The 24392-nt window shown below is 46.6% G+C and carries 16 protein-coding genes; 8 read left to right on the forward strand and 8 right to left on the reverse strand.

Annotation, left to right across the window (positions count from 1 at the left end; translation table 11 throughout):
• Window positions 1-104 precede the first annotated feature (104 nt).
• Together NL626_RS07360 and fdhF are read right to left on the reverse strand one after the other, a co-directional pair.
• The gene (locus tag NL626_RS07360) at window positions 105-476 is read right to left on the reverse strand and encodes a hypothetical protein (protein ID WP_005375433.1); all 372 of its coding nucleotides are present in this window, start codon (window positions 474-476) and stop codon (window positions 105-107) included.
• Between the two features lie 362 nt (window positions 477-838).
• Window positions 839-5077, reverse strand: a complete 4239-nt coding sequence (fdhF, locus tag NL626_RS07365) for a formate dehydrogenase subunit alpha (protein ID WP_253657174.1) — start codon at window positions 5075-5077, stop codon at window positions 839-841.
• Window positions 5078-5392: 315 nt separating this feature from the next.
• On the opposite strand from fdhF, the gene NL626_RS07370 reads away from it, so the two are divergent.
• The 7 genes from NL626_RS07370 to NL626_RS07400 all read left to right on the forward strand — a co-directional run bounded on the left by NL626_RS07370 (window position 5393) and on the right by NL626_RS07400 (window position 15479).
• Window positions 5393-5815, forward strand: a complete 423-nt coding sequence (locus NL626_RS07370) for a hypothetical protein (RefSeq protein ID WP_170890022.1) — start codon at window positions 5393-5395, stop codon at window positions 5813-5815.
• Between the two features lie 135 nt (window positions 5816-5950).
• Entirely contained in the window at window positions 5951-7342 is a 1392-nt protein-coding gene (locus tag NL626_RS07375) for a TolC family protein (RefSeq protein WP_253657175.1), read from the forward strand.
• Between the two features lie 101 nt (window positions 7343-7443).
• Window positions 7444-9162 carry an efflux RND transporter periplasmic adaptor subunit gene (locus NL626_RS07380; protein ID WP_170890021.1) on the forward strand — a complete coding sequence of 573 codons (1719 nt, stop codon included), beginning with the start codon at window positions 7444-7446 and terminating at the stop codon, window positions 9160-9162.
• Between the two features lie 2 nt (window positions 9163-9164).
• Window positions 9165-12374, forward strand: a complete 3210-nt coding sequence (locus NL626_RS07385) for an efflux RND transporter permease subunit (RefSeq protein WP_253657176.1) — start codon at window positions 9165-9167, stop codon at window positions 12372-12374.
• A gap of 76 nt (window positions 12375-12450) precedes the next feature.
• Entirely contained in the window at window positions 12451-12972 is a 522-nt protein-coding gene (locus NL626_RS07390; RefSeq protein WP_253657177.1) for a cupredoxin family protein, read from the forward strand.
• 324 nt (window positions 12973-13296) lie between these two features.
• Window positions 13297-14148, forward strand: a complete 852-nt coding sequence (locus NL626_RS07395; RefSeq protein WP_005375420.1) for a carbenicillin-hydrolyzing class A beta-lactamase CARB-42 — start codon at window positions 13297-13299, stop codon at window positions 14146-14148.
• Window positions 14149-14429: 281 nt separating this feature from the next.
• Window positions 14430-15479, forward strand: coding sequence for a sensor domain-containing diguanylate cyclase (locus NL626_RS07400; RefSeq protein ID WP_213970909.1), 1050 nt, complete (start codon window positions 14430-14432; stop codon window positions 15477-15479).
• A 112-nt stretch (window positions 15480-15591) separates the two neighbouring features.
• Here the strand turns inward: NL626_RS07400 and NL626_RS07405 are convergent, their stop codons facing one another.
• A complete protein-coding gene (locus tag NL626_RS07405) occupies window positions 15592-15744 on the reverse strand; it encodes a hypothetical protein (RefSeq protein ID WP_005375418.1) in 153 nt (50 codons plus the stop codon).
• 246 nt (window positions 15745-15990) lie between these two features.
• Between NL626_RS07405 and speG the strand changes: the two genes are divergently transcribed.
• Entirely contained in the window at window positions 15991-16530 is a 540-nt protein-coding gene (gene speG, locus NL626_RS07410) for a spermidine N1-acetyltransferase (protein ID WP_005375417.1), read from the forward strand.
• Between the two features lie 47 nt (window positions 16531-16577).
• Here the strand turns inward: speG and NL626_RS07415 are convergent, their stop codons facing one another.
• The 5 genes from NL626_RS07415 to NL626_RS07435 all read right to left on the reverse strand — a co-directional run bounded on the left by NL626_RS07415 (window position 16578) and on the right by NL626_RS07435 (window position 23932).
• Window positions 16578-17375 carry a hypothetical protein gene (locus NL626_RS07415; protein WP_213970908.1) on the reverse strand — a complete coding sequence of 266 codons (798 nt, stop codon included), beginning with the start codon at window positions 17373-17375 and terminating at the stop codon, window positions 16578-16580.
• Window positions 17376-17550: 175 nt separating this feature from the next.
• Window positions 17551-18636 (reverse strand): OmpP1/FadL family transporter, encoded by a 1086-nt coding sequence (locus NL626_RS07420; RefSeq protein WP_213879478.1) that lies wholly within the window; start codon window positions 18634-18636, stop codon window positions 17551-17553.
• A 120-nt stretch (window positions 18637-18756) separates the two neighbouring features.
• Window positions 18757-21897, reverse strand: a complete 3141-nt coding sequence (gene vmeQ / locus NL626_RS07425; RefSeq protein ID WP_238967091.1) for an efflux RND transporter permease subunit VmeQ — start codon at window positions 21895-21897, stop codon at window positions 18757-18759.
• A 10-nt stretch (window positions 21898-21907) separates the two neighbouring features.
• Entirely contained in the window at window positions 21908-23050 is a 1143-nt protein-coding gene (gene vmeP / locus NL626_RS07430) for an efflux RND transporter periplasmic adaptor subunit VmeP (RefSeq protein ID WP_005391278.1), read from the reverse strand.
• Between the two features lie 90 nt (window positions 23051-23140).
• The gene (locus tag NL626_RS07435; RefSeq protein WP_064376765.1) at window positions 23141-23932 is read right to left on the reverse strand and encodes a hypothetical protein; all 792 of its coding nucleotides are present in this window, start codon (window positions 23930-23932) and stop codon (window positions 23141-23143) included.
• Window positions 23933-24392 lie beyond the last annotated feature (460 nt).

Below are 24392 nucleotides of genomic sequence, written 5' to 3' on the forward strand. Positions count from 1 at the left end.
CGATATTGCGTTTATTCCTTAAAAACAAAAATAGCCCCAACGAAGGGCTATTTTTTGTTTCTGTATTCATACACTGCGCTATCGAGCTCAACTCTCAGACAATATTAATAGTACTCACCGTAGGAACAATCTCGTAAATCGGAAATATTGTAGTTTTTCAAAGAGTTTATTTTAAAGTTGAACACTACCTGTTTACAGACAACGCCTTCGCGATCCGTGTACGTGATAATACCTTCACTGTACGCACGCTGACCATCAGAGGATGTCACGTCAGCAACAAGTTCCAAATGGCCCTTATGCGCGTCTACGCGATTCATCATCTCAAACACATCTACCCACTCTTCGCGATTTGCCATTTGTATTAGCATGGACTTCGCCTGTGTTTCCAACTGCTGGGGGTATACATAATAACGGTTGTAACCAAAGTATGCGCACATAAGTAATAAAACGAGTGCAAATGAGGTTGTTCTTGTCATACAAGCTTCCTCTTGTTGTTATAAAAATCTTGCTTCGTTAATTCAGTATAGGAAGCGAGCAAAGTTTAGGTTATAGAACTTGCCCAAATAACAGAGGACAGTCAGAGACAGTCAATTCTATGACAAGCTCAACAACAAACTTTATTGCACTCTCATCATGGGCTTGAACAAAAATACGCCACAGAGACAGCAAGAAGTAAGAAGGGAAAACTAACCGGAGCGCGGTGATAACAGAAAAGTAAAAGGAGTTGGAAGAAAAAGACAATCGAGTGAATGTAGTGAGAGCGGAAATCAAGATTAGATTATCCGCCCATCAACTAGGCTCAAATTGTCAGTGCCCACAACAACGTGACTCGCCGAATTTAAACGTGTTGGTAACTATCTTCGAGAGACTCTGTCTGCGTTGTCTTTTCGCTCACTTCCACTTTAACCGCAGCGACCTTGAACTCAGGGATCTTCGCATGCGGGTCAGTTGCCGTTGTCGTTAGGCGGTTGACTGGCGATTCAACAAAGTGGAATGGAATGAACACCACTCCTTTTTGAATACGCTTAGTCACAAAAGCATCAATCTCAATGCTGCCGCGACGTGTAGACACCGTCAGACGCTGACCATTACTGATGCCAAGCGTTTCTGCGTCTTCCACGCTCACCATCGCGCGAGGGCCAGCAAGATTATCCAACCCTTTGGTCTTACGCGTCATGGTGCCAGTGTGGAATTGCTCAAGTACACGACCTGTAGTAAGCACCAGTGGATACTCTTCATCTGGCAGCTCAGCCGCATAACGGAACGGTACGCCCACCATTTGCCCTTTACCACGAGTAAACTGGGTTTGGTGCATGATGCGAGTACCCGCAGGGTTGTTCTTATTGCTCGGCCATTGCACACCGTTTGGCGTAATGGCGTCCCAACGAAGACCCGCGTATTGAGGTGTCACTCGTGCAATTTCGTTAGTGATATCAGACACACAGTGGTAGTCCCAATCACTGCCCATGGCATTGGCGATTTCTTGAATAATCCACCAATCTTCTTTTGCCTCACCCGGTGCCGTGACAACCGGATTCACACGCTGAACACGACGCTCCGTATTGGTGAAGTGCCCCGCTTTCTCTGCAAACGAGCAAGAAGGCAGAACCACATCCGCGTATTGAGCGGTTTCCGTTAGGAAGATGTCTTGAACAACCAAGAAGTCGAGCGCTTCTAAACCTTCAATCACATGCGCTTGGTTCGGGTCACTCAATACTGGGTTCTCACCCATGATGTACATACCACGAACGTCACGATGGCAAGCCGCGTCAATGATTTCTGTCAGGGTTAAACCTTGCTCAGAAGGCAGATTTGGTGCGTTCCATTCAATAGCAAACTTCTGTCGCACAATTGGGTTGTATACCTTTTGATAGCCCGGGAAGCTGTTTGGCAAAGCGCCCATATCACACGCGCCTTGCACGTTAGATTGACCACGTAGCGGGTTAATACCACCACCTTCAATACCGATGTTGCCACACAGCAATTGCAGGTTAGCGATAGAACGCACGTTGTCATGACCTGTCGTGTGCTGAGTAATCCCCATCGAGTAGTAAACAGCCGTACGATCTGCTGTACCGATCATGCGCGCCATTGCTTGAATGTCTTCGGCTTTTACGCCCGTAACCAACTCCACTTTATCGAGGTTATAAGCTGGTGACATCACTTCTTGCAGTAAGGTATCAAAGCCGTCGACACGTTCTTCGATGTACTCTTGATCGTACCAGCCGTTCTTAATGATCTGCTGCATGACACCGTTTAGGAGCATCACATCCGTACCCGGACGATGCGCCATATACAGCTCAGCATGCTCTGCCATATCGACACGTTTCGGGTCAGCCACAATCAAGCGAGCGCCGTGGTGACGAATTGCTTGTTTGATGTGTGAAGCGATGATCGGGTGCGCCGATGTGGTATCCGAACCGATAATAAAGATCACATCCGAGTGCTTAATGCTTGGAATGTCGTTGGTCATTGCACCACTACCGAGTGATGCCTCAAGACCGGTTACACTCGATGCGTGACACAAGCGCGCACAGTGATCGACGTTATTGGTGCCTAGTTCACGACGGACAAATTTTTGGAACGCGTAGTTGTCTTCGTTGGTGGTTTTCGCTGAAGAGAAACCCGCCAATGCGTTGCTGCCAAAATCTTGCTTGATGCCAGAGAACTTGCTTGCAATCAGTTGAATCGCCTCTTCCCAACTCGCAGGCTGCAACCAACCGTCTTTACGAATCAAAGGCGTGGTAAGACGCTCTTCACTGCCGATGAAATCAAAACCAAAGCGCCCTTTCACACACAGCATGCCTTGGTTCACTGGCGAGTCACCGCCCTTCACGTAACGAATCGTATTGGTTGCTTCGTCCACGAACATAGTCAACTTACAACCCACACCACAGTACGTACAAATGGTGTCGACCGCTTTCAGATCTTCAGTACGGCCTTGCGAACGGTCACGACTATCGACCATTGCGCCCGTTGGACACACTTGAACGCACGCGCCACATTGCACGCAGTTCGAATCACCCATTAGGGTTAAGCCATTCTTGTTACTTCCAAAGTGTGGACGATCGTCAGGACGTAATGCCGGACGACCTTGTTTATCGCACACGAAGTTCAGTACACCGTGTACGGCTTTGTCGCGGCACGCTTGGATGCACTGACCACAGCTAATACAGCGGTTAGCATCAAACTCAATAAACTCAGAGCTGCGGTCAACTTCGTACTTATGACGCAAGTCTTTCGCACGAAGATCTAACCAATCTTGATGCGATTTAATCTGCAAAGAGAAGTCAAAGCTTTGCTCAGCCTCATATTCGATGGAGTAATCACGCAGCGCACAATCAGTATTTGCCTGACAGCCACATTCTAGACAGCGCGCAGCTTCCTTCATTGCTTCTTCGTTATCAAAGCCCAACTCCACTTCAGCGAAGCTTTGCTCGCGTTGTGCTGGAGTCAGCTCAGGCATGATAGATCGAGCAACTTTCTGGATGTTCTCGAAGTGAAGCGGATCGACTTGAGAGAGCTTCTTCTCTTTGCGCGAGTTGAACGCCGCCTTTGGCATGTCTGCCATATCACCATTCAAAAACAGGTCAATGGCTTTTGCCGCAACGCGACCATCACCCACCGCTTCAACTGCCGTTGCTGGGCCGCGGCGGAAATCACCAATACTGAAGATGTTGCCCGTGCCAGTGTGCATGGTCTTTTCATCTGCATCTGAGGTGTTCCAACGCGTAAGCGGAATCGACAAATCTTCACCTTCGAGGAAGCTCAGGTCTGGCTTTTGCGATACTGCTGCAATCACGGTGTCGAACTCTTCGGTGAAGAACTCGCCAGTTGGTTTAGGGCTTCGACGACCAGATGCATCCGGCTCACCCAACGCCATGCGCTCTAGGCGAATCGCACTCACGCGTCCAGTTTCATCGGCAAGGTTTTCTGCCGGGTTGGTCAAGAAGTGGAATTTCACCCCTTCGTGTTCCGCTTCGACAATCTCGTAGTCTTCTGCCGGCATTTCGTCACGGGTACGACGGTAAATCAACGTGGTGTCTGCACCAGCACGACGCGCAGTACGAGCACAGTCAATTGCCGTGTTACCACCACCGATCACCGCGACTTTCTGACCCGTTACATAGTTTTGCTCGGTAACGTAATCTTTTAGGTAATCAACGCCTAAGTAGCAACCTTCAAGGTCACTGCCTGTGTAATGCATTTCAACCGCTTGAGACGCGCCGACAGCCAAACACACTGCGTCGTATTCTTCGCTCAATTGAGAAAGCGTGAAATCCACACCCAGCTTTTGATTGGTGTGAACTTGCATGCCATTGCGGCACATCAGTTCGATTTCTTTATCGAGAATGTCTTTTGGTAAACGGTATTCTGGAATGCCATAACGCAACCAACCACCCGCTTTTGGCATGGATTCAAAGACCGTAACGTCGTAGCCTTCGTTCGATAGGTAGTAGCCAGCTGTCAGACCACCAGGACCACTGCCGACGACGGCAATGTTCAAACCTTTGCTTGGTTTCTTTTCTGGTACATAGGCTTCATGCGCAGACAAATCCGCATCCGCGGCATGACGTTTTAGCTGACGAATTGCAATAGGCTCATCGACTAACGAGCGGCGACATTCACTCTCACAAAATGCCGGGCACACACGACCAATCGATAGCGGCATAGGAAGCGTACGCTTAATCACTTCAATCGCTTTTTGATGATCGTTCTGTGCGATGTGATAAAGGTACGATTGGATATCAACGCCCGCTGGACACGCGGTTTTACATGGCGCTTCACAATCGGCGTAATGGTCCGTCATGATGCGGTTGAGTGCTTTTCTGCGGTGCTCGCTTAATTGTTCTGATTGCGTGACCACATTAAGGCCCCGGTAAACTTCAAGTTCACACGCACGCTTAGTACCGCCGCTTTCGACTTCAACCACACACAAGTCACACGGTACTTTTTCATTACTTTTGTTCATTCCGCACAGCGATGGGATCTCGACCCCACACACTTTTGCTGCTTCTAAAAGGGTTAGACCCTCTTCTACAATTCTATATTTTCCATCGATGACAATTTCTATCATGCAACCCCCGCAGCAAAGCAAATCCAAATCTGCACAAGTAAAACCATGCATTCTATAAGGATAATCATTTGTAAGACAAGTTAGTGTGATGTAAAACTTATAAACCACATTTTTCACGTGTCATAAAAAGCGAGGGCTTCTTTCGCTAACTTTCAACACTCGGTGTTTAACAAACGTTTTACTCCCTCGAAAGTGCGAAAACAGAAGGGTTGGACTATTTTGATAATAAGAGTAATAAATGATTGACCTTACCCTTAGGTTAACCTTTAGAATCGAAGGGTTTTCATCATTTTCATCAAACACATGGGAAAGGGTATGCACTTAAAATCGCTGCATACAATCTGGTTAACTCTCTTCACGACACTAGTGCTATTGGTATCTAGTGTGGCGAACAGTGAGCCGTTGATGAATATTCAAATGATGTCTACTGGCATGGCTCACCATCCTTCTATGATGAGTGACAGCGAGCACTGCGGTATGCCTGGTATGATGGACGTCTCCATGACTGACGCTTCTATGTCCGAAGATGGCGATGCAAGAGAAACCAGCATGAACTGTGGTGGAGGCTCCGGCATGGTTCATACCTGCTGTACTGCCGCGTGTACGATAGTTTTCGTCCCCCTACCGAATCCTACCAATAGCCCAATGCCCGTCATCTATCGCGCAACTATTACTCCTGAAGTTGCTTCCCCAGTCGTACACGTCAGCCGCGACCTATACCGACCTCCAATAGCCTAAATCCGTCCTAGCATTCGACCCTGCGCGTGTATCGCAGGTTGTTTTAATGCGCCTGAACGATGAGGTAACAAGGCTTTACTGTTCCCGCAATAAAATCCGCACCTCCATCGATCCGGCGAACACTGGATTTAGATTATGGATATCAAACCATACCGCTTAGCTGCACCTATTTTTATGGTGGCTCTGGTCGCTGCGCCTACCTTGGTTAACGCCGCAGGAAAAGAGACGCACGCAGCGCAAAATTCCGCATCAAGTGAGCGAGCTTCAACGACCAAGCTTGCCCAACTGATCAACGTCGCTTTGAGTAACGATGGCAATCGTAAGCAATACTCTGCGCAATCTGCTGCCATGCGTGAAACGGGCGTCGCGAGTGCGACCTTGATGGACCCAAAACTGAAAGTGGGTTTTGGTGGCTTGCCTGTCGACAGCTTCAAATTCGATGAAGACCCAATGACCAACATCTCCGTTGGTTTAATGCAACAGTTTGAGCGTGGCTCGACGCTTGATTTACAGCAGAAGAAAGCCAATCAACAAGCCGACGGCCTTGGGCTTCAAGTCCATGCTCGTGAGCTTGAAGTAGCCAACAGCATGACTCAACTTTGGTTAGAACTTGGTTACCAGCAACGCGCTGAACAAATCATGCTTGAGAATCGCAAGTTGATGAAGGAGATGGAAAGCTTTATTCAAACCAACTATTCGATTGGTAAGAGTGAAGCGCAAGATCTGCTCAATGCCCAGCTTCAAGTCAGCAAGTTGGATGAGAAACTGCAAGCCAACGCACAAATGCAACGTCGTCTTATGTCTCAACTCTCCGAATGGTTGGGGTCAGATTGGTTGGCAAACGAAGAGGCTCTGCACGCGAGCAATCAACTTAATTGGGACACACTGAACAGCAAACTTGCTGCCAGTCAGGGTTCCACCAAGCATTATCAGCAACTCAGCCAACACCCGATGGTTAGGATGGCCGACGTAAGTATTTCTGCCAATAAAACTCAGGTGGAAATTGCTGAGCAAGCCTACAACCCACAATTTGGCGTCGAAGTAATGTACGCCTACCGCCAAGCCGACAACATGATGGGTGAGCCCGCCTCCGATTTGGTCAGCGCTTACCTAACCATGGACATTCCGTTGTTTACGGGTGACCGCCAAGATCGCAATCTTGCTGCCGCTCAATACCAAGTTGGCGCGGCACAATCACAAAAAGACACCTTACTAACGCAGATGAATGCCAAGGTGAACACTTTGCTGGTTGATCACGGCAACTTAACCCAGCGTTTAGAACGTTATCAATCCACCTTATTGCCTCAAGCGAAAGCGCGCATTCAAGCCGTTGAGCGGGGTTATCAAAACAACACAGCGCAGTTTAACGATGTGATTTCTGCCACGACTGACGAGTTGGCTCTGCAATTAGAGCAACAACGTCTGCTGACCGATCTCAACATCGCAAACAGCAATTTAGCCACCCTACTCGGTGGTTTCGATTATCAAGTGGCTTCTCCAGAAGCTCGCTCTATCTCGACATATTAATTTGTGATTCCCAAAAACGTTGGGGCTACAGGTATGTGACCGATATAGAGCAGTCAACAACGCTGTAGCGTCATGCGCAAACGGGAAAATAAGGTATAAGAATGAAAACATTACAAGTTGCAACCATCGCGCTGATTGTTGGTGGTGCTTTAGGGTTTGGTGCTAATCATTTTCTTACGGGCTCGACTCACGACATGAGTGCGATGGGTGGCGAATCTGCTGCAAGCTCTAATGATCCGCTTTACTGGGTTGCCCCAATGGATCCGAATTACAAACGCGACAAGCCGGGTAAGTCCCCAATGGGCATGGATTTGATTCCTGTTTACGCAGAAGACCTATCCGGTGAACAAGACGCACCGGGTACAGTGACTATTGACCCTTCAGTAGAGAACAACCTCGGGGTTAAAACCGCAAACGCGACACTACAACAGCTATCACCACGCATCGAAACGGTTGGCTATATTGCCTTTGATGAAAGTCTGTTATGGCAAACCAACGTTCGTGTGGCGGGTTGGGTAGAAAAACTCTACATCAATGCCGTGGGTGAGAAAGTGAAGAAAGGCGATGTGCTTTTCACTCTCTACTCTCCTGAACTGGTTAAAGCACAAGAAGAATTGCTGAATGCGTACCGCACTGGCCGCAAAGGTCTTGTAAAAGGCGCAACCGAACGCTTGGTAACGCTTGGGGTTGACCGTGCTCAAATCAAATCCATTACTCGTAGTGGTAAAGCATCGCAAACCATTGAAATCAAAGCGCCTGCTGATGGCGTTATCGCGAGCTTAAACGTGCGTGAAGGTGGCTATTTGTCCCCTGCTCAAGCGGTGATCAGTGCAGGACCTTTGGACAATGTTTGGGTTGATGCAGAAGTCTTTGAGCGTCAAGCGCACTGGATGAAAGCGGGTTCTCAAGCCACGATGACCCTTGACGCGATTCCGGGCAATGAATGGCAAGGTGTTGTCGATTACGTGTACCCAATCCTCGATCCGAAAACACGTACGTTGCGTGTGCGCCTTAAATTCCCTAACCCAGATGGCGCATTGAAGCCAAACATGTTCGCCAACATTGCCCTTCAGCCTGTCACTGATGACGCAGTATTAACGATTCCTAAATCATCTGTTATCCGCTCTGGCGGTATGACTCGCGTTGTTCTGGCGGAAGGTGATGGCAAATACCGTTCTGCTCGAATTGAAGTTGGCCGCGAAGCTGGCGAACAAATCGAAGTATTACAAGGACTTAAACAAGGCGATAAGATCGTTACGTCATCTCACTTCATGCTCGATTCTGAATCAAGTCAGTCGGCGGATCTGTCTCGCATCAATGGTGTAGAAGCAGCGGTAGAAACGGCATGGGCCAAAGGTGAGATCACGGATGTGATGAAAGATCACCGCATGCTGACCATCAACCACCAACCTGTACCAGAATGGGATTGGCCGGGCATGGTAATGAACTTCACTTTCGCAGATGGCGTTGAAATGGGTGACTTGAAAAAAGGTCAGGCTATCGAATTTGAAATGCAAAAGACGGAGTCCGGTCAGTACCAAATCGTTGACTATAAGGCAGACAACAGCGTCATTGCAGCAGAAGTTTGGCTAACTGGTGACATTAGCATGCTGATGGCTGATTTTGGCATGATCACCTTAAACCACCTACCGGTTGCAGAATGGAACTGGGATGCAGGTGAGATGAACTTCTCTGTGGGAGAAGACGTTGATCTATCGGGTTTTGAAGAAGGACAGAAAGTTCGGTTTCTAGTTGAAAAACAAGGATCTGACTACGTTCTTAAACAGCTAGTTCCTGCAACAACAGCCGTCGAGGGTTAATTATGATCAATGCTATTATTCGTTGGTCACTGAGCAACCGATTCCTAGTGTTGGTCGCGACCTTAGCCCTTGTATTAGGCGGACTTTACAGTGTAAAGAATACGCCTGTTGATGCGATTCCGGATCTTTCTGATGTGCAAGTGATCATTAAGACAAGCTATCCGGGTCAAGCTCCTCAAGTCGTCGAGGATCAAGTTACTTACCCTCTCACCACCGCCATGCTTGCCGTGCCGGGTGCTGAGACGGTTCGTGGCTACTCTTTCTTTGGTGACTCTTACGTTTATATCATTTTCAACGATGATACCGACATGTACTGGGCACGTTCACGCGTGTTGGAGTACTTAAGCCAAGTAGCACCAAAGCTGCCACCGAACGCAAAACCAACCTTAGGTCCTGATGCAACGGGCGTGGGCTGGGTTTACAGCTACGTATTACAAGACAAAACCGGCAAGCATGATTTGGCCGATCTTCGCAGCCTGCAAGACTGGTTCTTGAAGTACGAATTGCAAACCGTTGATGGCGTTTCTGAAGTCGCTACCGTGGGCGGTATGGTGAAGCAGTATCAAGTGCAGATTGATCCTGCCAAGCTGCGTGCTTACAACCTCACTCTGCAACAAGTGAACATGGCAATCCAAAACGGTAACCAAGAAACTGGCGCGTCCGTTATCGAAGTGGCGGAAGCCGAGCACATGGTTCGAACCACGGGTTACTTAACCAGCATCGAAGACATCAAATCACTGCCGCTAAAAGTCACCGAGAAAGGCACGCCGTTGCTCTTAGGAGACATCGCAGACATTAACCTTGGTCCACAAATGCGCCGTGGTATCTCAGAGCTGAATGGCGAAGGTGAAGCGGTCGGCGGCGTTATCGTGATGCGCTATGGTGAAAACGCCAGTGAAGTGATTGCAAAAGTCAAAGACAAACTCGCAGACCTACAACGCAGCCTGCCAGAAGGCGTGGAAATTGTTGCAACCTACGACCGCTCTACCCTTATCGATTCAGCGGTAGAAAACCTATGGAAGAAGCTTGCAGAAGAGTTCATCGTCGTTGCGATTGTGTGTGCGTTGTTCCTGTTCCACATTCGTTCTTCGTTGGTTATCGCTCTGAGCCTACCGGTTGGCATTCTCACTGCGTTTATCGTGATGCATTGGCAAGGCATCAACGCCAACATCATGTCCTTGGGCGGTATTGCGATAGCCATCGGAGCCATGGTGGATGGTGCAATCGTGATGATTGAAAACGTTCATAAGCACATTGAACGAACGCCACTGACCGACAAAAACCGCTGGCAAATAATTGGCAAAGCCGCAGAAGAAGTTGGCGCACCGCTGTTCTTCTCGTTGCTGATCATTACTCTTAGCTTCGTACCGGTGTTTGCCTTAGAAGGTCAGGAAGGCAAGATGTTCTCGCCGCTTGCGTTCACTAAGACGTACGCCATGGCAGCGGCAGCAGGTTTGGCAATCACACTCGTCCCTGTTCTTATGGGCTACTTCATTCGCGGTAAGGTGTTACCGGAACACAAAAACCCAGTTAACCGTGGCTTGGTCGCGTTGTACCGTCCGTTGTTGAACACTAGCTTAAAATACCCTAAGGCCATGATTGTTATCGCATTAGGTCTGATGGCATCGGCTTACTACCCAACCAGTAAACTGGGTAGCGAGTTCATCCCTCCGCTGGATGAAGGCGACTTGATGTACATGCCAACGACCTATCCGGGTATCTCGATTGGTAAAGCGCGCGAGCTTCTACAACAGACCAACAAGCTGATCAAAACCGTTCCTGAAGTGAAAACCGTATGGGGCAAGATTGGTCGAGCTGAGACCGCAACCGATCCAGCGCCACTCACCATGATTGAAACCGTGATTCAGTTGAAGCCACGCGATCAATGGCGTGAAGGCGTAACAACCGAGTCACTGCGCAAAGAGTTCGACAAGTTGGTTCAGTTCCCTAGTCTTACTAACGCTTGGGTAATGCCTATCAAAACGCGTATCGACATGCTGGCAACGGGCATCAAAACCCCTATCGGCATTAAAATCGCGGGCCCTGATCTGAAAGTGATTGAGAAGATCGGTTCTCAGTTGGAGCCAATTCTTAATGGCGTACAAGGTACAGCATCGGTTTATGCGGAACGTGTAGCAGGTGGTCGTTATGTCACGATCGACATTAAACGTCGTGCCGCAGCGCGTTATGGCCTGAGCATCAAAGACGTTCAGCAAGTGATCTCTACTGCGGTGGGCGGCATGAATGTGGGTGAAACCATTGAAGGCTTGGAGCGTTACCCAATCAACGTTCGTTACCCACAAGACTACCGTGACTCGGTAGTAAAACTGCAAAACCTGCCGTTAGTGACTCCAAATGGCGCTCGTATCGCACTGGCTGATGTCGCGGACATTCGTTATGAAGACGGCCCTCCAATGATCAAGACAGAGAACGCACGCCCGAACGGCTGGGTGTTTGTCGACATCGATGGTCGTGACCTTGGCTCTTACGTCGTGGAAGCACAGCAAGTCGTGGCCGATCAGTTGGAGCTTCCTGCGGGTTACTCGTTGGCTTGGTCTGGTCAATACGAATACATGGAACGTGCGAAAGACCGCTTGAGTGTCGTGGTACCAATCACCATCGCCATCATTATGCTGCTGCTTTACTTCAGCTTCCGTCGTGTCGGCGAAGTAATGATCATCATGCTTACCCTACCACTCGCTATGGTTGGTGGTTTGTGGCTCATGCATATCCTCAACTACAACTTCTCGATTGCCGTTGGGGTCGGCTTTATTGCCCTAGCAGGTGTCGCGGTTGAGATTGGGGTCATCATGCTCGTCTACCTCAACCAAGCATGGCACTTCAAAAAGCTGGATGCGGAAGAGAGCCAACAGAAGCTTGAGGCGAAAGACCTAACCGATGCCATTCGTGAAGGTGCAGGCCTGCGTGTCCGCCCAGTAATGATGACGGTACTGACGGTCATTATTGGTCTGATTCCGATCATGTACGGCGAAGGTACAGGATCAGAAGTAATGCAACGCATCGCCGCACCAATGATTGGCGGTATGGCATCGGCACTGCTGCTGACGCTGTTGGTACTTCCAGCCATCTTCAAGCTGTGGAAACAACGTGAGTTGCGCCCAAACAACTCAACTCCGAGCCAAACAAGCACGCAAACTGGCAACCAAATCGAAAACGCCGACAGCACAGATCGCACTGGCAACAAGGCTTAATCCCTACCTTCCCCTCAATCAATTCGTTTGGGGGGAAGCAACCAAGTTATTAATGAATTAAAACAAGGATATAAAAATGAAAAAGACACTAATCACTCTTGCTCTAGCCCTAACAACAACGACTGCGTTTGCCCAAATGGATCATTCAAACATGGACCACGGCAGCATGAAGATGGACCACAGTAAAATGGACCATTCAAACATGATGGATATGCCGGGCATGTCGGCAGTAGGTATGCCAGCAAAAGGGGCAAAGCCAGACAAGGTGGTACACGTTATCTTGGGTGATGACATGACCATCAAGTTCAAAAAAGACGTTAAGATTGAGCCAAACGATGTGGTGCAGTTTGTAGTCATGAACACAGGTAAGATCAACCACGAGTTTACGATTGGTTCGGCTAAAGAGCAGCTAGAACATCGCGAAATGATGAAGACAATGAGTGGTGATCACATGCACGACTCGGGCAACTCTGTGACGGTAGAACCGGGTAAAGCGAAGCAGTTGTTGTGGCATTTCCACGGAGACAACAAGGTTGAGTTCGCTTGTAACATCCCGGGCCATGCAGAAGCAGGCATGGTTAAAAAGATTGAACTGTAAGTAATTATCCAAATAGACAAAGGAGCTGATGATTCAGCTCCTTTTATTTCTGGATCAAACTATTCGTTAGCTCATGATAAGAAATTCTGAGCCAGTGTCTCTCGCTAAGATATTTTTGTGACCGAATCACCGACGTAATATATAAGCCAAACTACAGGCCTTGATAGCAACACTCTTCTCCCCATATTGAGACCGTTTAAGCGTATTGCAAAGAATCCTACATAAAATAGACATAGATTTAACAGTGTTTAGAGTATTGGCTCGTTATAGTTTACGTGACATCGCTACCGTGCGAACTAAAACTAAAATTGAAGAACACGATCCATGAAAAAGTTATTTTTGTTGGCTGGGCTAATGGTTTGCTCAACCCTAAGTTACGCGTCCCAACTGAATGAGGACATTTCTCTCCTCGAGCAACAAACCTCAAGCAGAATTGGGGTGTCAGTTTGGGATACCCAAGCAGACGAGCGTTGGGATTACCGTGGCGATGAACGCTTCCCACTCATGAGCACATTCAAAACCCTAGCTTGTGCCAAAATGCTAAGTGATATGGACAGCGGTAAGCTAAGTAAAAATGCGACCGCAAAAGTCGATGAGCGCAGTATCGTTGTATGGTCTCCAGTGATGGATAAGCTCGCAGGCCAAAACACACGCATAGAGCACGCGTGTGAAGCCGCTATGTTAATGAGTGATAATACCGCAGCCAACTTAGTATTAAATGAAATTGGCGGCCCTAAGGCCGTAACAATGTTTCTGCGAACAATTGGAGATAAAGCAACGCGCCTAGACAGAATAGAACCTCGCTTGAACGAAGCCACACCAGGCGACAGCCGCGACACAACCACACCTAACGCCATACTAAACACTCTTCGAACTTTGGTCGAAGGCGAAACGTTGTCTTATGAGTCTCGTGTACAATTAAAAATCTGGATGCAGGACAACAAAGTTTCAGACTCGTTAATGCGTTCTGTATTACCAACAGGTTGGTCTATTGCAGACCGTTCTGGTGCGGGAGGTCATGGTTCGCGTGGCATTAACGCGATTATATGGAAGGAAAATCATCGACCTGTTTACATTAGTATTTATGTCACAGAAACCGAGCTCTCACTTCAAGCTAGGGACCAACTCGTTGCGCAGATAAGTCAGTTGATTTTACAAAAGTACAAAGACAATTAAGTCTCTACTCACCTGACCCCATTTTTATCCTTTTCTAGCCCTTCTCTTCCAGAAGGGCTCATTCTGTACTTCCATCTTAAAACACCACTTATTGAGTAATGACTTACTTATAAATAGGTATAAGATTTACTTATTTAGGGTGAGTTAACGCCCACATTGAGCAACCAAACACACACAAATGGCGATAATTAAACCATACTCTTACCAAGAAGCACATTTTCTACAAAATAGCTTCACGTAATTTATTGTTGGTATTTGCAACATTGCCAAGGAGATGTCTATTGAGACTTGAAAGAACTTTTAACCCTGATGACTTATCGATGCAAAACATGGAAAGTCCGATATGTATGCCGATAGGGTTTGTTCACTTTTTAGCTCAATCGGAAACACTACAGCAAGTACTTGATACGGTGGCAGAATGGATAAATCGTATATTTAATTCTGACCGTGCGAGTATCACACTTTATGAAAACAATGATCATCTAAAGGTCTACTCTTTCTCTGGTAGTAAAGCTATTCCCGCTGAATTTTTAGTGCCCATTCATCAAGCGTTTGTTGGCCGAGTGTTCAAAAAGCAACAACTGATGATCTGCGATGATGTTACACAATCTGATGAGATTGATTGTGTGATGCTCGCATCCAATGGTATGGGTACGTGTATGGACGCGCCTTTAATGCACGGTAAAGTCTGCCTAGGAACGCTTAATGTTGCGCATCATCAAACGCACATTTACACAAACGAACAAGCGGCACAGCTTCAGTGCATCGCTAATTGGATTGCTTTAAACATTGCCCTTCATATACAGATAATGAAAATGGAGCACCTCGCCACGACGGATGATCTAACAGGTATTCCAAACCGCAGAGAGTTCATACGACAAATCGAAAGCCGCCTAAATGAATACCGAACCCAGGGCATTGACTTCCATGTTGCTATTTTAGATCTCGACAATTTTAAAAGCCTCAATGACCGATTTGGTCATGACGCAGGCGATAAATCACTGATCCATGCAGTTAATACTATTAAAAGTCATCTACTTGATTGTGACTTACTTGCCAGAGTTGGTGGTGAAGAGTTTGCCATCGTATTAAGAAGTCGCTCATCACAGCAAGCTCTAGACACATTAGAAACGATTCGTAATGCACTAGAAACGACGACCGTTCAACATTCAGGTTGTGATATGAGCTTCACCGCGAGTATTGGGGTAACTCAAGTCTGTCGTCTCGACGACTCATTTGAACCACTCGTTAAACGCGCCGACTTAGCACTTTACAAGGCAAAAGAAACCGGAAGAAATCGCGTTGAGTTTCATATTGGTGAAGAAAGGTAGAAAAAATAAAAAAAGGTAGCGACTCATTGTGCTACCTTTTATCGATTCTAACCCGCTTAAAATAACTAATACGAACTTTAAGCGAGTTAAAAATAAGAATGAGCAAATTTAATTATGCTTTCTTAAGATCTTTAGCTGGGTAAGTTAGTGTTTTTTCGCCTGCTTTTACATGTGTGTAAAAACCGCCACTGCTTAAACCTGTAACAACCATTTCGCCAAGATCGATACCTTTAGTCGCTACTACTACGTCACCGATTGAAAACATATTGAATACCTTGTTTGTTTAGATTAAGACACTAAGTCGTTGCGCGGTATTTAATACGATATTAGGCAAAGCACCTAATCGAGTTTTTTATCGTAAAGATTAATTTATATTTGTCGTGAACTCTAAGTTTCCACATTGAAAATCACAGGATATTTTCCAAAAAAAGATGCGCTATTCTTGTGAAATACGGTAATATTTTCTAGCATCAAGTGCGGAGGTATTCTCCGCCCTCATTGGAGAAAAATGATGAAGAAAGGCCTAAAAATGCGTGCATTAGAGCGTTCTGATTTGCGCTTTATTCATGAACTGAATAACAACCGAAATATCATGGCCTACTGGTTCGAAGAACCTTACGAGTCTTATGACGAGCTCGAAGAACTTTATCGAAAACATATACATGATGACGCTGAAAGGCGTTTTGTCGTCGAAGATGAAGACGGCATCGTAATTGGCTTAGTTGAGCTGATCGAGATTAACTACATTCACCGCAGCGCGGAATTTCAGATAATCATCGCCCCAGAGCATCAAGGCCGAGGTTATGCGACAGAGATGATTAATCGTGCGTTAGATTACTCATTCTCAATTCTTAATCTACGTAAAATCTACTTATTAGTCGCAGTGGATAACGAAGTCGCTATTCACTTATACAAAAAATGCGGCTTTATCGAAGAAGGTCACCTTGTAGAAGAATACTTTATTAACGGCGCTTACAGCGATGTTAAGCGCATGTATATATTAAAACACCAATACCAGAAAAAGATCGAAGAAAACAACTCAATTCACTAGTTCATTCTATCAAAGTAAAAACGCAGCTATTTGAGCTGCGTTTTTATTTATTCGAATTGATATTGATATGATAATACGATGCGCTTGTCTGCTTCATCCAAATAGGTGTTGTTGTCCATGACAAACGTCATTACGTTAAACGAGTGGCGTTTGCTCACGAGGTAACCAAGGCCGATACCACCAAAGAAGCCTTTGTAGTTCTCTCCTTCACTGTTTTCTGAGCCGTAAGTGCCTGCTGCGAAGCTGATTAACGTCAGTTCTTTGGTAAACGATTTCAGCGCAAATGCACCAACGTAACCGCTGCTGCCTGAAGAGCTCATCATATTGAAGCCATTCTCTGCACTTGGAGTGCCCGTAAAGTTAGGCTCGCTACAGTGGCTACTTTCTGCACCGTCACAAACAGGAACATCACCAGTGTTGTACGTATAGCCTGCCATTGGGAAAATTTGGAAGCCTGCTGGCTCAATCCCGAAATAGCTTAGCGGCATAAAGGTACCAACGCTGTAGTTGGTTTGATCCGCGCCGTTTACGTATTCATTTTTACCGAAGTTGAAGTTCACGATACCGACCGGAAACAACCACGAGCCACCAATACGCCACTCGCTCGCATCATCATTGATACGCAGGTTAATTTTGCGCGCTTGGTCAAGCGCAAGTGAGCCCGAGAATGAGATGTTTTGATCATCAAAATCGTAGTTGTTTGCGTAAGACGCGCCAAATTTCGTGATGACTTTTGTTGGGTCATCCGCCAACTTGTTTTTATTGTCTTTTACTCGATGCTCGGCACCATGAGCCAGCGTACTAACCAACAAAGTTATACACACTAACGCTAGTTTATTTTTCATTTTTTAGTCCTTTGAGATGTTGAATACCCGCACTTAGCTGCGCAGATATTTTTTGAATCATCACTCACTGGATGTGACAAAAGCGCCCTAACTACCTTAGATGGCGTGACAGCATCCAGTGCAGGTAGTTAGGGTAGAATGGCCTGTAAGGAAGGCGTTTAGCGATTAGGAATGATTAGTTTTTCCAGTTGTAGCTCATGCTCATGAAGTACAGTGCAGGCTCATCAAAGCCCGCTTGGAAGCGTGGCGTTTCTGACGATTCCATCAAGATCGCTTCAAACGCGAAACCAATTGAGTTTTCTGAATCCAATTTGTAATCAATGCCTGTACCAATGCGGTACGCCTTGCCAGTAGGAACGGTAATGTCACCGTTTGATTGGCTTTCATACATGCTGGTATCGAATGCAAAACCTGCATTCCACATCATTTTTTCATTCAGTTTGTACTGAGTACCCAATGCGATTTGGTAAGTGTCTTGTGTCTCTACGCCCAGCGTGGTTGTGTATTCGCTCCAGTCTTGCCAGTTCACGTTCCACATCACCGCTAGGTCATCATTCACTTCATGGTAAGCACTGAAGATCAGTTGTTGTGGAGCAATGGAGTTACTCTTGTCGAATTCAAATTCGGTTTCAGAAGAGTAAGACAGGCCAAGACGAGTGCCTGGTGTTGCCTCATAAAGCACACCTACTCGACCGTTGACCTGAGTATCTTGGTCTTCGTCATTGAAGTTCAGGGCTCCCTTCGTTTCCACTTCATACATACCGTACTGAATGCCAAGCGCCGCACCCACAGACCAGTGATCATTGATGCGGTAAGAAGCGGAAGGTTGAATGGTCAACGCTTGTGTCGTTGCTGTAGGAATATCTAAATGATTATTCAAAAGACCTTCGTACTCGAGGCCAAGGCCGTAGTTGCCATACAGACCAATACCCAGCGTCCATTTGTCGTTCACTTGTTGGCTGTAAAATGCCGACGCCATAGGAACAAAACCAATCACGTTGCCCGCATCGCTAGTCATCGTGTCTAGTTGCGCGTCACCGTAAAGGCCAATCAGGTTACCAGAGAAAGATTTACCAGAAACATTCGCCAGACCAGCCGGGTTTGCTGCCATTACTGAGGCATCTTGCGCACGAGCCGCCATACCAGCGGATGCCAAACCAATATCCGATGCTGTAGTTTCATAAAGGTATAACCCACCCGCTTGCGCAGCAGCACACGTCAGTAGAGAGCTCGCTACGACGATTTTTGAAAGATTTTTCATGCTAAAACCTATTATTGTTAGGGGAACCCACGCTGCGACGGTGGTTGTATATCAATGAAAGGCATTGGCCAATCGCACACAGCGTGGGGGTGTTGTGGAGTCAGTCAGTTGAAATCAGCGTTATTGCTCGCTCACCTCAAGTTCAGTGGGTTTCTTTCGCTTAAACTTCTCGCGCAGAGATTGCATCATCACGAAGAACACTGGCGTCAGTAACGTGCCTACAAACGTAGAGAGAATCATGCCGCCGAATACTGCAAAGCCCAGTGAGTGACGAGATGCCGCACCGGCACCCGATGCAATCACCAACGGGAATACCCCCCAGATGAAGGCAAATGCGGTCATCTGTACTGCACGGAAACGGATTCGAGCAGCTTCTTTGGCAGCATCAATGATGGATAAGCCCTTTTCTTCTCGCAGAACTTTGGCAAATTCCACGATAAGAATCGCCACTTTGGCGGACATACCGATCAAGATGACCACACCAATCTGCACGTACAAGTCGAACGGTTGTCCCACCAGCAGTAGCGTGCCCATTGCGCCGAGAATCGCGACTGGAACCGCCATCATTACCGCTGCAGGAATGGTCCAACTTTCGTACTGAGCCACCAAGAACAAGTATGTGAACAGCAAAGACAATGCGAACGCGATCGGCGCCATGTTGCCTGCTTTCATCTCTTGGTAAGTCATGCCTGACCACTCGTATGAGTAACCACTTGGCAAAGATTCCGCAGCCAGTTTTTCAATGGCTTTTACAACATCACCCGAGCTGTAACCTGGCGCTGGCGCACCGTTCACGGTTGCAGAACTGAACATGTTGTAGTTCGACAAGGTATCTGGGCCGAAGATCGGCTTCACTTTCACTAGCGTTGCCAGTGACACCATTTTTCCAGAGCTTGAGCGAACAAACAGATGGTTGATGTCGTCGATATTGTCACGGTATTGCTCTTCTGCTTGCACTTTCACTTGGTACGAACGACCAAACAAGTTGAAGTCAGAAATGTAGGCGCCGCCCAACTGTGCTTGCAGTGTGCTGAAGATTTCATTCAACGGTACGCCCATCGAAATCGCTTTATCGCGATCAATATCGATGTAACGTTGCGGAATATTCGCACGGAAAATCGAGAACGCACGTGCCACTTCAGGCAGTTGGTTGATTTGGGCAACAAAATCAGCGGTTGTTTTTGCCAACTCTTGTGGAGAACGGCCCAAGTTGTCCTGCAGCACAAGGTTGAAACCATCCACCGCACCCATACCTTTGATTGCCGGTGTCGCGAAAACGAACGAAGCGGCATCTGGCGTTGAGTTCAGCATTTGGTTAACTTTATTCATCAATGCGCGTTGGTGTAGCTCAGGGTCTTTACGTTTGCTCCAGTTATCCAGTTTGATGATCAACATGCCCGAGTTTGGAATCGACGCCATGTTAATTACCGAGAAGCCCGCAACCGAAACCACGTTCTCCACACCTTCCATCTGTTTTAGCTCATCAACGTACTGCTTCATTAATGGTGCAGTACGCTGCAATGCTGCTGCGTCTGGCAAACGCATTTCGACCATGAACACGCCTTTATCTTCGTTCGGTACGAAAGAGGAAGGTACGGTCATGAACGCAAATGCCAGCACCGCAATAAGCGCGCCATAAACACCGATACTCAGCACAATGCGACGGCTCAAGAAGCCAACTAAACCTTGGTATTTGCGCGTTATTGCTTCAAAACCTCGGTTAAACGCACGCAAAGGCGCAATAGGTTGTGAGTGAGTTGATTTCAACATCAACGCACAAAGCGCTGGCGTTAACGTTAATGCGTTGATCGCAGAGATCAGCACCGACACACAGATGGTGACCGCGAACTGGTTGAACATTCGACCAGAAATACCCGGCAATAGCGCAACCGGTACGAACACCGCCAACAAAATAAGCGTTGTTGCCAATACAGGACCCGTCACTTCTTTCATGGCTTGGATCGTGGCCGGAATCGGGTCTAAATGCTCTTCATGGATAACCCGCTCCACGTTCTCCACCACGATGATCGCATCGTCCACCACGATACCGATGGCGAGGATCAAGCCAAACAACGAGATGGTGTTAATGGTCATGCCCATCACGCCCATGATTGCGAACGTCGCAATGATGGAAACCGGAATCGCTAAGGTTGGAATGATGGTCGCTCGCCAGTTCTGCAAGAAAACGTACACAACGAAGGTGACAAGAAGTACCGCAATCACCAGTGTCTCGTACACTTCATCAATAGACGTCTCTACGTATTCGGTAGAGTCATACGCGATGTCGTAGACCAAATCATCTGGGAACGATTTCTCGTACTCTTTCATGGCCTCTTTCACCCGCTCCATCACGTCTAGCGCATTCGCTGTCGGCAACTGGTACAAGGCCAGAACGGCGGCTGGTTCGTTATTCATACGACCATCAGCTTCGTAACCTTGTGCGCCAACTTCGACACGAGCCACATCTTTCAAGCGAATCAGAGAACCTTTCTTGCTCGCACGGATGATGATGTTCTCGAACTCTTCCGCAGAAGTAAGGCGGCCTTTGGTTTGCAAAACATATTGATATTGCTGATCACCCGGAGCTGGCATACCACCGATCTTACCCGCCGCCACTTGGATGTTTTGCGTTTTAATTGCGCCAATAACATCGCTAGCAGAAAGCTTCAAGGTAGCCAGTTTATTTGGGTTCAACCAAATACGCATTGAGTAGTCTTTCTTACCCAGCAGCGTAATGTCACTCATACCTTCGATACGTTTTAGACGCTCGACAATATTGAGATCCGCGTAGTTAGAAAGGTAGATACTGTCGTGAGACTGTTTCGGAGAACGCAGTGTGATAACGCCCAGCATGTCGGAAGATTTCTTCTTAACCGTCACACCGATTTGGTTTACTTCTTGTGGTAGAGACGACGTCGCCTGTGCCACCAAGTTGTTCACACGAACCTGCGCCATATCGCCATCTGCGCCCACTCGGAAGTAAATACGCAATGTGTATGAGCCATCGTTACCAATCACAGAAGACATGTAAATCATGTCTTCAACGCCGTTGACTTTGGCTTCTATCGGTTGTGCTACGGTCTTTTTAACCACGTCCGCGTTTGCACCCGGATACATGGTGCTCACCGTAATTACCGTTGGAGAGATTTGAGGATACTCAGAAATTGGCAAGACTTTCAGGGCGATCATACCCATCAATGTCATCGCCAGTGAGATCACCAAAGCAAACTTCGGCCGGTGAATGAAAAATTTACTTAACATCAGTACTCACTCAGCCTTGTTCACTCTGTAGCTCAACGTCTTTCACCGTTGCACCCGGACGCACTTTTTGTAGACCATTGACGATGACTTTTTCGTTAGCCGCCAAACCAGTCAGCACAGCACGTTTCACACCGTAGGTCTGACCGAGTTCAACGTTACGACGTGACACCACGTGATCATCACCAACCACCATGACGTAGTCACCCGCTTGGTCTTGCTGAACAGCCGCCGATGGGATAAGCAAACCATCAATGGTTTTGTTGCGCAGCTTGATGGTCAAGTTGCCATATTCACCCGGCATAAGCGCGTAAGTTGGATTATCGAATTGTGCTTCTGCTCGAATTGAGCCTGTTTCTAAATCGATCTTGTTGCCAACGGCGTAGATCTTGCCATCAAGTGGATACAATGAGCCGTCTGAAAGCGTCAGTGTTAAATCAACATCCAGTTTGTCATCGTTACGATGAGCCACATCAATGGCACTTCTTACTCGGCGGTAGAGCTTCTCATCCACATCAAAGCCAAAGCGAATTGGGTCGATTTGAGTGATCGAAACAAGAGGAACGAGTTGAATTTTCGAAATACGGTCACCCACTCGGAAGTTGCTGAAACCCACGCGGCCAGAGAAAGGAGCACGCACAGAGCTAAACTCAAGATCGAGCCTTGCTGAAACCAGCGTCGCTTTCGCCTCTTCTACCGAAGCAATCGCTGCGGCGTGCGCGGCAATGGCGTCATCGTATTGCTGCTCACTGATGCTTTTATCTTTGATGAGTTTCTTCACACGTTCTGCATCACGCGTAGTTTGAACGAGTTGTGCTTTTGCTTTTTGCAACGACGCTTTTGCATACGCCAGTGCCGCTTTGTAAGGACGGTCGTCGATTTCAAACAGCAATTGGCCTTTTTCGACCATATCGCCATCTTTAAAATGAATCGCGGTTAATTCGCCACCGACTCGAGGCATAATATCAACGTCATTTACCGCTTCAGTTCGACCGATAAAAGTATGATAAGGAGTGATTTTTGTTTCGGTTAGGGTAACGGTTTCAACAGAGGGTGCTTGGGCAGTTTTCGTTGCGATATCGCCAGTTTTGCATCCTGATAGTAATGCAGAAGATATAGCAATAGATACCAACGCAAATTTATATTTGGCTTTCATGATAAACCTACTTTATGTAGAAAGTGCCCTAGCCTAAATATTTAAATATATGGATAAACGCACTTTCTATTCTGGAAATAAACGAGGGAGTTAGAATTGGTAGTTAAATTCGATACGGTGATCACCATCACCGAAATTAACGTGCTCATTCCAGTTTGCAAAGTAACGAATATTTGCGCGAGGATTAATTTGATAAGACAACGCAAACTCATGAGTTAAGATATTATCTTCACCCGCGTAATAAGTATCTTTATATTGACTAGACCCTGATAATGTATGCATATACATTGGGTTGTAGTTAATCCAGATTTTATCGGTTAATTCAATTTTTGAGTACATACCGACAACAGTGAAAGTACCTGGAATTTCATAACCTTTGCCATCACCACTAAAATCATTAGCAATAGTGACACCCGCACCAGCCAAAGGAAATAGCTGCAACATACCAAACTTAGGTAGGCCTTGAATAAAGCTGTAAGATGCATCTAATTTATCGTTATCAACATCGTAGTTTACATCCAATTGACGGCCTAGACCTTTTGCGACTTCTACTTGGAAATTACGTAGTCGGAAAGAGTCAATGCTGTCATCAACGTTGGCATATATTGGATCGTCATTGTCGCGAATGCCAAATAGCTCACCACCAATGCCTTTCATTTCAATGATGTTCATCGCCATGGTACCAGGCTGGCTAGATTGGTAAGTTTGACCGATTTTGATGTTCGCGCCTTTATCAGTAATACCAAAGCCAGCTTGGGTGTATACCGCAAGTGGGTCAGACATATCTTGTAGTTCTTCGTTATTGTTTGTCTGCGCATAGGCAGAAGACGCGAGTTGTAGGGCTGCAACCATAATGGCAACAGACGGTTTCACTAAATTCATAAAACTGTATCCATTTTAATGATTATAAAATTATTCACGTCATGAGGTCATCATAAATAGCAAGCAACACAACTCGCTTTGGATAACATAAATTATCAAAGCAAATTCAATAATGACGAAACATTCGACGTTTTAATTAAAATAAAATAAAGCATCGTAAAAGTTCAATCACCGCTACTTATATCTTATATAACTTGAAATTTGGTAATACCAATGAAGAAGGAAATATTAAAACTTATGAAAATTCAATTATCATTAGAACAAATGATTAATTAATTTTACCATATAAATAGAGAGTGCAATGGATTTAGGTGATCGCGATCAATGTTTCATTTCGATCGTACAACACTCTTCAGATTAATTAGAACATTATAATAATTTAAAAACCTTAGTTTGATTAGCCTAGTATCAGATTAGAATAGTAGGCCTATAATAAATAAAAAGGGAATCACTCTCTGTG

It is taken from the genome of Vibrio sp. Y58_MX_L22 (assembly GCF_024181865.1).
GTDB lineage: Bacteria > Pseudomonadota > Gammaproteobacteria > Enterobacterales > Vibrionaceae > Vibrio > Vibrio alginolyticus.